Origin of the sequence: Sphingobacterium spiritivorum, from assembly GCF_016725325.1 — a bacterium.
Lineage (GTDB): Bacteria > Bacteroidota > Bacteroidia > Sphingobacteriales > Sphingobacteriaceae > Sphingobacterium.
This window is the reverse complement of the sequence record NZ_CP068083.1, coordinates 2,089,617-2,101,375: the sequence shown is the minus strand read 5'-3', so window position 1 is coordinate 2,101,375 and position 11,759 is coordinate 2,089,617. Positions and strand designations below refer to the sequence as shown.

The window sequence follows — 11,759 nt, the reverse complement described above, 5'->3', positions numbered from 1 at the left end:
TTGTTGCTTAGCATAAAACCACACTACATGAATAAATTTTATTTATTAATGGCCTTGCTTCTTGTAAGCTATTCGGCACGATCTCAGTCCCCTACATATAATATTCAATATAATTTTTTTACCTCTGCAGAATTTAAAAACAGATTAGCAGAGAAAAAGAAGAAATTATCCGAAAGTGAATCAGGAACGGTTCAAACGATCAGTATGATAGGAAAAGACGGAGACCTGCTTAATGATATTATCTATAACAAAGATTTTATTCGGGTTGAGGGCAAAAACAAAAATGCTAAGATAGAGCTTATCGATATTGCTAAAAAAGAAACTGTCTTATTACGTCCGGCATATAAAACTTTCGTAAAAAAAACATTTGACAATGCCTATTCTATAGTCGGCACTTTATCTTTTGATGATAAGGAACAAAAGCAGATTTTGGGATATACATGTAACAAAGCCACACTTACTTTTGATTTGTCCGGAATTGACGAATTAGACGGCTTTGACCCTACAGCAGAAATATGGTATACCAAAGATCTTCCCAAACTGTTTTGGAGAGATAATACATATCTTCAGAAAATTCCGGGAACAATGCTTTTAATGACCATCAATGGAGTTGGCTTGCAGGCTTCTGCTGTCGAGGAAGTAAAAAATGACTCTAAAGTATTTGAAATTCCTTCCGATTATACGGAGGAAAAAGATGCATATACGCAAATGGAAACTTTGGATCACTCTCTTGCGAATGATACTTCTGACAATCCTATTTTCAATAACTATATAAGTGATTCGCTGGTTTCTTTTCAGGACGAAACAACCGAATTAACCGGAGTGAAAGATCTGGAAGGCAATATTGTTATTCCTGCAGCTTACACGCAACTCCTGATAACAGGTGAAGATGTACTGATCGCATCAGATTCAAATGAGAAATATGGAGCAATCGATCTCAAAGGGAATGTAATAATCCCGTTCAGATATGAAAGTTTGCTTTGGACTGCAGAAGGTCCTGTTATATACACAGAAAACAATCTTTATGGTTGTCTTACCCGTGAAGGAGAAGTTCTTATTCCAGCCCAATACGAATATCTCAACGAATTTGACGGACAGTTTACTGCTGCAATGAAAGATAACAAGATGGGTATTATTAATCTTAAAAATGAGATTATATTTCCTTTTGTGAATGAAAGTATTATTCAGATAAGGGACGGCCTATTTATCGGCATGCAGGATTCAAAGTATTATCTTCAGGAATTTAGCAAACCCAATCCAACATTATCAGGATATACTTATCTGGAGATTGGAATAGATAATGATATCATCCTAGCTGAGAAAGACAATCTTCATGGATATATAGATAAGAATGGTAAGGTAATGATTCCTTTTAAATATACGCTCGCCAGTGCCTTTTCAGATGGCGTTGCTTATGTGACCGATAAGAATGAGAATTCTTATTACATCAATCAAAAGGGTGAAACGGTGAATATGGAAGAGGAAAATTAAAATAAAACATCTGAAAAGTGCCAATCCTGTAAACTTGGCACTTTTTTTATTCATTTAGGTGTTGTCCAAAGTAACTTGACAGATATGTCTGATAAAACGTATTACATTTCAACATTACACCGTGCCAAGTACATGGCTCTTATATTTGGCGGTATTACTTTAATTGCTATTCTACTTGCATTTACTCCATTTCAGGAAATCGTCAAAGTATTGATCACTTTATTTTCCATTCCTTTAATTATTTTCCTTGCAGTACGCTACAGCCGCATACCATCCCACTGGACATTTGACGATCAGAAACTGACCATCATAAAAAGTGAAAAACACATAGAACTCCCTCTGGCGAATATCTCTCATATCCGCAACTTACCCAGATCAGGTGGAAATCTATTGATTATATATCAGCGTAAAGGTCATTCCTACCGCTTCTGGAGGAATAAGCTTTTTCAGAATGAAGATGAATTGCAGACTATGATTCAGTTTATTCAACATAAAAATATAGAGTACTATAACATGTAGTATTTTCTGAACAAAAGAATTGTACATATTAGAAGACTTACTGCACGTTATCATTAAATGGTTTTTCGTAAGTTTGGCAGTATTAACGATTCATCATTATAATGAAAAAACTGTACTTCTTAATTCTTATTGCATTGTTATGTACCAATGCATTTGCTCAACGTAAAGGTTATTGGGACCAAAAAGTAGATTATACCATGGTTATTGATGTGAAAGAGAAATCTTATCAATATGATGGAAAAATGAAATTGCTATACACCAATAATTCAGGACAAGAACTTAAGAAAGTTTATTTTCACCTATACTTCAATGCTTTCCAGCCCGGAAGCATGATGGATTACCGTTTAGCAAATATTGCAGATCCGGATCCACGGATGACTACCAATATCGGCACAAAAGAAAAACCGGTATACCAAAGCCGTATTGCAACGTTAAAACCTGACCAGATTGGTTATCAAAGGATAAAATCGCTGACTCAGGACGGAACGGGTACTACATACAAAGTAGATGGAACTATTCTGGAAGTAACGCTTGCGAAAGCTATACAACCGAATTCGTCAAGTACCTTTGATATGACATGGGAAGCTCAGGTACCGGAGCAAATCCGCCGCAGCGGTCGCAACTCCAAGGAAGGAGTGGAACTATCCATGACGCAATGGTATCCGAAGATGGCTCAGTTTGACGAATTCGGATGGCACCTCGATGAATATGTCGCACGTGAGTTTATTGCTCCTTTCGGTAATTTTGATGTCACCATCAACATAGATAAAGATTATGTTATCGGAGGATCGGGTGCTTTGCAGAATCCGGATCAGGTAAAAGGCTATGTCAAAAATGCTAAAGTCCTGTCTACAAAAGGTAAAGCTTCATGGCGTTTCAAAGCAGAGAACATCCACGACTTTGCGTGGGCAGCGGATAAACAGTTTTTAGTAAATCATTCCCGTAGTAAAGGTGGTGTCGATGTATACCTGGTGTATAAACCCGGTGCTAAAACGACCGAAAGCTGGACAAAGGCGATGGAATATACGACAGCTTTTTTTGATTTTTGCGGCAGCAGGTTTGGCGCATATCCATGGTCTACTTATACTGTCGTACAGGGTGGTGACGGTGGCATGGAATATGGTACAACTACCTTAGTGACTGGTGAAAGATCATTGGAAAGCCTGGTCGGAGTTATTTATCATGAGGCTGCTCATTCCTGGTATCAGCATCTTTTCGGCATCAATGAGACTGTTGACGAGTGGTTTGATGAAGGATTTACCAGTTATATCGAGGAATTGGCTTTTCAGCATTTATTCAAAAAGACCAACCCTATGCCGGACAATCCGGTTCTTCCTGCATACAAAAGCTACATTAAACTGGCATTGTCAGGAAAAGAAGAACCTGCCAGTTTGTTAGCGGATTACTACAACAGCAATTATGCGTATAGCAATGAGGCTTATAATAAAGGACAGGTACTTGCGGAACAACTGGGTTATATCATAGGGCAGCAGAATCTGGAAACTACATTTTTAAGATTCTATGAGCTTTGGAAATTCAAACACCCCACACCCAATGATTTTAAACGTGTAGCGGAAGAAGTGTCCGGTATCAATCTGAAGTGGTACTTTAATTTATTTATCAATACGACCCGCAAGATTGACTATGCAATTACACAAGGTGAAAACAATGAAATAGCCCTGATCAATAAGTCGGACTTTGCAATGCCACTGGATGTATTGGTTGAATATCAGGATGGCAGCAAAGAATTGTTTTATATTCCACTACGTGAGATGCGCGGAGAAAAACCTGCTGAGCTTTTTTCAGTCTATCAGGGTATCAAGAGAACTGTACTGGAAGACTGGTTCTGGACTAAACCGACGTATACGTTTAAAGCCTCCAAAGCTGTAAAAAAAGCAACCATTGATGTAACAGGCCGTCTGGCGGACGTCAATGCTACCAATAATGTTTTAGAAGTAAAATAAGGAACATCTTTCTGTAAGCCCTGTTTGTAAAATAGGGCTTACAATTTGTCTTTACATAAAGGGTTTGGTATCTTTATGATTATGTCAGGAGGAGATAACAGACAATACACAAACAGGGTAAAGATCATCGTCTATATGATCTTCATCTTATTTATTACTGTATTCAGCTCCTGTCCTTTTAAACTGGCTATCAAAGCACTAAACAGCAATCAGGAAGATATTACACTTCATTCAGGCGGGACAGCTGCTGCTCTGACTAAAAGCAGTACCTCTGTTACCTGTACAAATATGACCCGGATACGATCCTATACCGGTCATTCCGCTCCAACATTCCTTGCTCCAACAATTACTCGTTATTTTCACCATACAGGCTTATTTAGTCATACCATCCTGGTAGAAAAACAGACCACCAAAGCTGAAGATTACAGCTCTCCTACTCCTACTTATCTCTTAAACCTTACCCTACTGATTTAGCTGAATCATAGTTTTCCCCGGTCATAATTTCACTTTACTTATTTCGTTGATTAATCAACTCTATTAATATTTTAATATGAACAAAAAAACATTCCATATTATTCTTGGGATCATGACCTCTTTGGTATTGATCACAGGAATCAGCCTTTATGCACTAGGCAAGCAGGTTGACGAACCGAAAAAGGATAACAATCCTTTACTTCAGAACGGCTATACGAAGCCGGAACAGTCTGTGACTGGAAAATCTGATGCTGTATTTACAAATGCTAAAGGCGAAAAGATTGTGTTAAAGGATATACGTAATAAAGTAATTTTTATTAATATGTGGGCTACATGGTGTCCTCCATGTAAAAGGGAAATGCCCTCGCTAAACAAGCTCTATAACAAACTTAAGAATAGTCCTGACCTTGTATTTATTATGATGGATGTGGATAGCAAACTAAAAAAATCTGATTCTTATATCAAAGCAATGGGCTTCAGTCTTCCGAATTATAGTGTTGAAGGTAATTTGCCGGAAGAATTCAATACCAATTCTATCCCTACAACTATTATCATTGACAAATCTGGAAAGATGGTCACAAAACATATAGGAGCTGTTGATTTTAATCATCCCGAAATGTTGCCTTTTATTCAGGATCTTCTGAAATAGAACAACAATAAAGATGTATGCGTATATTTTAATTCATATGTTCTGATGATATCGTCTTCTCTATTCACGGGAAGACGATATTTATTTTATAGCATTGACACAGAGAATTTCAGGAATAATATATAAAAGTTACTATCGAAGTTATTAAAAGGCATCTGCAATTTGTAGATTTGTATAAGGCCTCATTCGGTTCATCTATACGTGACTGAGGAACCGAGTACATCATTAAATAATTTTAGTTGACCAAAAACCAATAAAAAATGATCAAAAATTTTATGTACAGCGCTCTTGCTGTGGCTTCAATCAGTGCCGGACTGGTATCCTGTAATCCAACTGCCAAAGATGGTTCTGCTACTCAGGATTCAGTAGCAAAAGAAGAAGTGCACAATCCGGCTACACAGACTATTCCTGAAGAATATAAAGACCTTATCGGCAGATGGGATCTTACTGTCGATAAAAATGGTAAGGAAGCGCCTTCCTGGATTGAGATTAAGCTTTCTGGATTTAACACCTTGGTCGGTGCTTATGTCGGCGATAGCGGCAGTCAGCGTCCTGTCTCCCATGTTATCCTGAAAGATGGTAAGTTTTCCTTTGCTATCCCTCCTCAATGGGAAGGCGGGGAAGGTGATTTCACTATTGAGGGTCAGCTGGACGCGGGGAACCTGAAAGGTAGTATAACGACAAATAAGAAGGAGAAATTTACATTTACCGGAGTAAAGGCTCCATACCTGAATCGTACAGGGGAAGTGAAATGGGGAACTCCAATAGCCCTTTTCAATGGCAAGGATCTGACAGGTTGGAAAGCATCTGCACCTGAAAACCAATGGAAAGTAGTTGACGGTGTACTGACAAGTGAAAAAGCAGGAGCAAACCTGATCAGTGATCAAAAATTTGAAGACTTTAAATTGACTGCTGAATTCAGATATAAAGAGGGTGGCAATAGTGGTATTTATCTTCGCGGACGCTATGAAGTGCAGATTGAAGATAGTCCGAAAGACAAACATCCGGGCGCGCTCTATTTCGGAGGTGTGTATGGATTCATTGCACCAAATGAGATGGTGACTTTAGGGCCTAATGAGTGGCAAAAATATGAGATCACACTTCGTGGCCGTCTGGTAACTATAGTGGCCAATGGTAAAACTATCATCAGTAATCAGGAGATACCGGGTATCACAGGAGGTGCACTGGATAGTAAAGAGGGTGAGCCGGGACCGATCTATCTGCAAGGTGACCACGCTCCTATTGAATTCAGAAATATTACTATAACACCTATTCTGTAGGAGATTCTGAATAATTATTCGGTTAAATAAAAAAAGCAGGACTTTTATAAAAGTCTTGCTTTTTTTATTTTCTTTTCTGACGCTGTTTTAACTGTGCTTCCAGAGCAGCTATGGTCTTTAGTTGTGACTTGATCGTGATATCCTGAGCTGCCACAACTTTATTCAAAGCCTCAATGGTAGAGTCAATATATTCCATACTCATGTATTCATCTTGATTGTCCTGCGCCAGACCAATACCATCTTTAAGCATTTCTCCCGTTCCTTTAAGAAGCCAGGTTTCATTTACATCACTATATTTAGCTAAAATAGTCACCAAAGCATCCGATCCTAAAGAAGAGTTCTTCTGTATTCCTTTAAAATTAGCATAAGAAAGTCCCAGATCTTTAAAGAAATCAACCTTGTTAATCTTCTTTAATTCCGCTATTTCCAAAATACGTTCTTTAATATTAGTCATTATTTTGACTTTTTATTTGAAAAAGATAAAATAATATCCTAACTTAGTTTTAGAAACAAAATTTCAAACCAGTTAAAATATTTCATCCATGAAAAGTACAAAAAATAACTTAAAATCCAAACAATTGAAACGTCTGCAAGATTCTTCTATTGTTCTTATCTCATCCTATATATCGTATAACTTAATAAATCTATTGGAATAAAAACATCAATTACATCATCTTTTGATCAAGTGAATGCCTCAGGAAGATAAGTCCTACTCCCACTAACTATATTATTAGGACTTCAATGATACTCTTTATTATCCGTCTAGTCTACTACAGACCCGAATAGCGGATCCACGCCCTCCCTTCTTATTGCATATAACATACAGTCCACATCCTGTAAAGTGATGCGGGAAAGGAATGCTGTATATTATTTTGCTATGGACATCATTTATCTCTTGAAAGAGGCTACCAGGTATTCCTCTTTTGCAGTCAGGCTGCTGTCTGATGGGACTTAACCGTTCTGCATCTGACAGTATTATCCACTATCAATCCATAATCAATATGAATACTTCTTCTGAAAATCCTACTTCTACGCATAAAGAGCTAATTATTCAAGCAATACAATCTTCTATGGATAGTTTGCATATCTATTGCTTCAGTTATCTTGTCTGGTCACAACGGGCAAGCAACACCCTTATCTGTCGTCTTGAAAATACAGTACTACATCATTATTACTTGTTTGTCATAAATGAAACGCATAAAGAAGAATTTGTAAAAATGCAGGATGATGTAAACAGTAAGCTTCCTGAATATATTCAGGTCACTCTGGTTTGCGAATCCCGTGATGCATTAAGAGAAAAAGCTAATTATAACAATTCTTTTTATCAAACCATTTTAAACTCTTCCGAAAAATGGGTCACATCTGATGAATACCCTGTTGATATGGCTACATGTGAAATAAAACAACTTATAGTATACCAAAAAGAACAACGGTTCTGGAAAATCCGCTACGACAATGCAAATGGGCTGTTAATGGCCGCCTCGCAGGGGGGTGGCTGTGGATATGATGAAGCTATTGCTGTCATGCTTAGTTTGTCCTTGGAACAGATCTGTCTCGGTCTGATTCAGATTTCATTAAGATATTTTCCTTCAACAAATGACATAATCTATCTGATGGACCTTGTGTCCTGTATAACGCCCATTGCTGAGGAAGTTTTCTGTCTGAATGTTTCGGATGAACGAAAAATAATAAAAAACCTAAGTGACAGCATGCAACAATTCAGAAGTTTGACCAACTATGAAGTCGATGAATATAATTTATATCTTATATGTGATCGTACGGAGATCTTTCTGCAAAAAGCAGATCAATTCGTACAGGCATATCTGGAATCGTTAAATTAAGCTCTATCTATTATTTTTTTCAACAAAATAAAGACTTTAATATCGTAAAAAAGAGAAATATCACAAGGCAAGGTACTCTTCTATTGTGAGGTTACATGTATTTAAGAGATAAGGAAATTCGGATAAGGACTTTAAATAGTACTTTATGTATATAAAAAGACCAATAAAAGATACTGTTCTCAATTCTGATTCTGCAGTATCTTATAAAATGAAGTAAGGCCGGATGTTCCGGCCTTACTTTTTAACTGATTATTGAGAATATATCTATTTTTCAGGATAACCTGTTATGTAGATTTCATTGAAATTGGCAAATTGATTGGTTGTCGAGAATGTGGTCAGACAAACTATTTTTACGCCTTTGAGAATTTCATTATTATTCAATGCCAGTTTAGTTTCCTGAACTGTATTAGACAATGTAAACTGTCCAAAGTCGATCTCTTTTCCTTGCAAATCTATTCCGTATACTCTTACATCTTTCACGACTCTATTGCTGGCACTTCGGTGAAGCAAGGAGATTTCCTTTACAACAATCGGATCATAAGGCGCTGCCGGAGTTCTGAGGGCAGCCTCATTGAACAGTCCTGATGCCGAAGCAGCTCTTGTTTTTGTAAAGGTGAAAATCAGTGTAAAAGGATACTTTTGATCTGCCGGATGCGAAGAAGTTGTCGTGGTAGACCACTGTGTATGCCATATAGTTGAAGTATTCGCATCCAGCATAAAGGATGGCGGCCCTTCAGATGTAGAATTAGAATTGGAGGCATACGGTGTCCAGCCTTTACGTGCATCAGCGGTATTAAATGCTTTAAGCTGACTTGGCGCAACAGATCCGTTGACAACTGTACTCAATCCTTCTTCTCCAGTGACTTTAACTGCTATGGCTGTAGCTGAAGTATTAATAGCAAAAATATAGTTACCTTCTTCAACAGCGGTATTTGGAATTGTTAACTTTTGTGGCGCGCCATTTAACAGGTAACTGATTTCAAAATTGACATTTTTGCCACTTCCGTTGGTCCAGAATATTTGTCCCTTATTGAAATAACCTGACATTGATAATGATGCAGCAATCTCTTTGTAAGGAAGAATTCCTGGTTTCTGACTGTAAGGATAGCTTTTGGATGTCAGATTCAGCACTTTGTCAGTAACTGTAACATCGAACTCATAGGCTTTCGTTTCATCACTAAGCCCAGTTACCTCTACAATAACATCTAAATCGCTGCTTGTAACTACCTTTTCCTTTGGTTGTCCGTCAGCCTGATATTTTATCTTATACTCAAATTGCTTTGCAGTAGTTGAAGGAAATATAAACCTGACTCCTCCCGGAGATGCCAACATCGTAACTCCTTTTGCTTTGAATTCACTCTCAAATGGTTTGGAAGTGATTTTAATTGTACTTGTCTTTGACGGTGTATTGTCCGCTGTATAATAAACGATATTAATACTGTATTCTTTTTCCTGTTCCACAGTCAGCACAGTAGGGTTGTCGAATTCCACAACATCTACAGATTTTGTTCCGGATGTTTCCTGATAGCTAACCGTTGCTTTTTTTACTCTGTCGCTCACAGGTGGCCAGAATATCTCTATCTGCTGATTGTAATTGCTGAACAGCGTCAGATTATTGGGACGAGCAGTTGGTCTTGTGGTTGTAACTGTCTCATCTGTCTGAACAACCTCCGGGAAGATCAGTTCGTCCTGCTTACAGGAATTGAACAGAAGCACTCCTGAAATAAAGAGAATAATTAAGTGTTGAATATATGTTTTCATAATTGGTTGTCTTTAATAATGGTCTATTTTAAAAACTCTACTTCAAATTTGTTTAAGAAAACACTTCCTTCCAGTTTCCATGTTTCCTGAGTTTTCACGCCCATCCAGTAATAGACCTGTGGAGCAATATCAATATCCTGAAAAAGTATACTACTGTTTGCATCAACAAAAGGCAAGGTATTGGCCGAAACTTTATAACTATACTTACCCTGAAGTGCAATATCTGGTTTTCCGGATATTGCATTTTTGAATTTGCCGCTTTTGTCATTGTCCTGCATCGGCCAATAGCCTTTCAGATTCGCATAATTAGGGTCGCTTTCTGCAATACCCATTTTATTGGCAAGAGCCCGCACTTCCGTTTCCTCCAGACTTTTATTGAAGATCATGACATCACACATATAGAAATCCACATACTGATTGAAGAAAGTAGATCCCTGAAAGCCGAATGTAAGTGCACTTGGGGATAATACTTTTGTAATATCCATTTTATTGGATTGCGTGCCGGATAATACTCCGTTTACATAAAATTTAGACACGACATTTTCACCTTCCTGATATATAACTCCTGTGATATGCGCCCACTCTCCGTTACGTGATATATTATCCACTTTCATTTCATTCTTTACACTTCCGTCAGCGGTAAAGAAGGAGACACCGTTCCCGTTTCTAAAGAACGACCATCCCGGAGTTTGCCCGGTTCTGGCATTTGTCTTACTCAGAAACGGAGGAACATCAAAATAATAATCACCACGCGCCTTATTCTTATTGATCTTAATTTTAGCCGCAATTGTCAGTTGTTTTGTTTTTGCAGGATTATAATCATCCTCTGTCGTACCTATATTCGAATTCCGTGCTCTTACACCTTCAGTTGGCGAATTTGTTTCACTGCCATCAAATCCGTAGAAATTGACGGGCGTGATCATCTCACCATTAAGCTCTGACGAAGCAAAATTGGGATTATGATATAATGTGAATGAATTACGTTCTTCGAAAGAACTTCCTCCATAGGTATTTCCGGTACCTCCGTGATTGGACGTAAGGATAATTAACCAGTCTTCGTATTTGTAGTTAGCTCTTGCTTTCAAAGCAGCAATTATTTCCCCTATATACTGATCATCTTTTTTGACTGCTGCCACATACTCCGGGCTGCTTGCTGAAAAAGATGAGTTTACCCCTGCCTTGATTACATCTGTGAGCTGCAAAACCATAATGTCAACATTTCGGTTTTTCAAAAAATCAACGGCTTTATTTTTAGCATCTTCATCATTTGTTGCCAAAGCACTTTCATCGGCATCCAGCAAGAGAACATTGGCTAAACCAGTGGATTGAGAGATTGCATATGTTTTTTTCTCCGGTGTTAGTTTTTCAATTCTGTTTATAAAGGATGTCGGATAGACAAGTTCAGCATGTTCATCTTCTCCCTGTTCAGGTAAATAGTCATCACTGCTGATATGATGCGTAGCAGACGTCTGTCCTACCATCAGACTTGTCCAGGTTGGTGCATCAGCGGTATTTTCTCCTGCTATTGCCCTAAAAGAATATTTACTGTTCGGCACAAGAGATTTGATGGTTTCAGGCATAATTTCTTTCACTTCCTTACCAACCGCACCATCTATAGAAATAAGCAATACTTTGCGTTGTACAACAGTATCCGGCGGCAATTCATATTCTTCAAAATTGGGCGCAGGATTATCATATTTTGAACAACTGAAAAGCAGTGCCAGAGACGCAAATGCTAACGTTGCAAAAGAGATGTATATATTTTTACAGTTCATAATAG

General features: G+C 37.9%; 10 protein-coding genes. 7 read left to right on the top strand and 3 right to left on the bottom strand.

Annotated elements, in window-relative coordinates:
• Window positions 1–27 precede the first annotated feature (27 nt).
• The 6 genes from I6J02_RS08620 (at window position 28) to I6J02_RS08595 (ending at window position 6,377) form a co-directional block, all read left to right on the top strand.
• Window positions 28–1,491 (top strand): WG repeat-containing protein, encoded by a 1,464-nt coding sequence (locus I6J02_RS08620; protein ID WP_201681318.1) that lies wholly within the window; start codon window positions 28–30, stop codon window positions 1,489–1,491.
• Window positions 1,492–1,575: 84 nt separating this feature from the next.
• The gene (locus I6J02_RS08615; RefSeq protein ID WP_236582371.1) at window positions 1,576–2,010 is read left to right on the top strand and encodes a hypothetical protein; all 435 of its coding nucleotides are present in this window, start codon (window positions 1,576–1,578) and stop codon (window positions 2,008–2,010) included.
• Between the two features lie 101 nt (window positions 2,011–2,111).
• Entirely contained in the window at window positions 2,112–3,974 is a 1,863-nt protein-coding gene (locus tag I6J02_RS08610) for a M1 family metallopeptidase (RefSeq protein ID WP_201681317.1), read from the top strand.
• A gap of 45 nt (window positions 3,975–4,019) precedes the next feature.
• Window positions 4,020–4,448 carry a hypothetical protein gene (locus I6J02_RS08605; RefSeq protein ID WP_236582370.1) on the top strand — a complete coding sequence of 143 codons (429 nt, stop codon included), beginning with the start codon at window positions 4,020–4,022 and terminating at the stop codon, window positions 4,446–4,448.
• A gap of 76 nt (window positions 4,449–4,524) precedes the next feature.
• Window positions 4,525–5,097 (top strand): TlpA family protein disulfide reductase, encoded by a 573-nt coding sequence (locus I6J02_RS08600; protein WP_201681316.1) that lies wholly within the window; start codon window positions 4,525–4,527, stop codon window positions 5,095–5,097.
• 260 nt (window positions 5,098–5,357) lie between these two features.
• Window positions 5,358–6,377, top strand: a complete 1,020-nt coding sequence (locus I6J02_RS08595; protein ID WP_201681315.1) for a DUF1080 domain-containing protein — start codon at window positions 5,358–5,360, stop codon at window positions 6,375–6,377.
• A 64-nt stretch (window positions 6,378–6,441) separates the two neighbouring features.
• Here the strand turns inward: I6J02_RS08595 and I6J02_RS08590 are convergent, their stop codons facing one another.
• Window positions 6,442–6,831, bottom strand: a complete 390-nt coding sequence (locus tag I6J02_RS08590; RefSeq protein WP_201681314.1) for a hypothetical protein — start codon at window positions 6,829–6,831, stop codon at window positions 6,442–6,444.
• Between the two features lie 547 nt (window positions 6,832–7,378).
• Here I6J02_RS08590 and I6J02_RS08585 point away from each other — a divergent pair.
• Window positions 7,379–8,218, top strand: a complete 840-nt coding sequence (locus I6J02_RS08585; protein WP_201681313.1) for a hypothetical protein — start codon at window positions 7,379–7,381, stop codon at window positions 8,216–8,218.
• Window positions 8,219–8,482: 264 nt separating this feature from the next.
• On the opposite strand, the gene I6J02_RS08580 is transcribed toward I6J02_RS08585, so the two are convergent.
• The gene (locus tag I6J02_RS08580) at window positions 8,483–9,979 is read right to left on the bottom strand and encodes a histidinol-phosphate aminotransferase (protein WP_201681312.1); all 1,497 of its coding nucleotides are present in this window, start codon (window positions 9,977–9,979) and stop codon (window positions 8,483–8,485) included.
• 23 nt (window positions 9,980–10,002) lie between these two features.
• Window positions 10,003–11,754, bottom strand: coding sequence for a LamG-like jellyroll fold domain-containing protein (locus I6J02_RS08575; protein WP_236582369.1), 1,752 nt, complete (start codon window positions 11,752–11,754; stop codon window positions 10,003–10,005).
• Window positions 11,755–11,759: the final 5 nt, after the last annotated feature.

Excerpts from the sequence above, each read along its gene's own strand:
- I6J02_RS08620 (WP_201681318.1), top strand. The coding sequence starts at position 28 with ATGAATAAATTTTATTTATTAATGGCCTTGCTTCTTGTAAGCTATTCG.
- I6J02_RS08615 (WP_236582371.1), top strand. The coding sequence starts at position 1,576 with ATGTCTGATAAAACGTATTACATTTCAACATTACACCGTGCCAAGTAC.
- I6J02_RS08610 (WP_201681317.1), top strand. The coding sequence starts at position 2,112 with ATGAAAAAACTGTACTTCTTAATTCTTATTGCATTGTTATGTACCAAT.
- I6J02_RS08600 (WP_201681316.1), top strand. The coding sequence starts at position 4,525 with ATGAACAAAAAAACATTCCATATTATTCTTGGGATCATGACCTCTTTG.
- I6J02_RS08595 (WP_201681315.1), top strand. The coding sequence starts at position 5,358 with ATGATCAAAAATTTTATGTACAGCGCTCTTGCTGTGGCTTCAATCAGT.
- I6J02_RS08590 (WP_201681314.1), bottom strand. The coding sequence starts at position 6,831 with ATGACTAATATTAAAGAACGTATTTTGGAAATAGCGGAATTAAAGAAG.
- I6J02_RS08585 (WP_201681313.1), top strand. The coding sequence starts at position 7,379 with ATGAATACTTCTTCTGAAAATCCTACTTCTACGCATAAAGAGCTAATT.
- I6J02_RS08580 (WP_201681312.1), bottom strand. The coding sequence starts at position 9,979 with ATGAAAACATATATTCAACACTTAATTATTCTCTTTATTTCAGGAGTG.
- I6J02_RS08575 (WP_236582369.1), bottom strand. The coding sequence starts at position 11,754 with ATGAACTGTAAAAATATATACATCTCTTTTGCAACGTTAGCATTTGCG.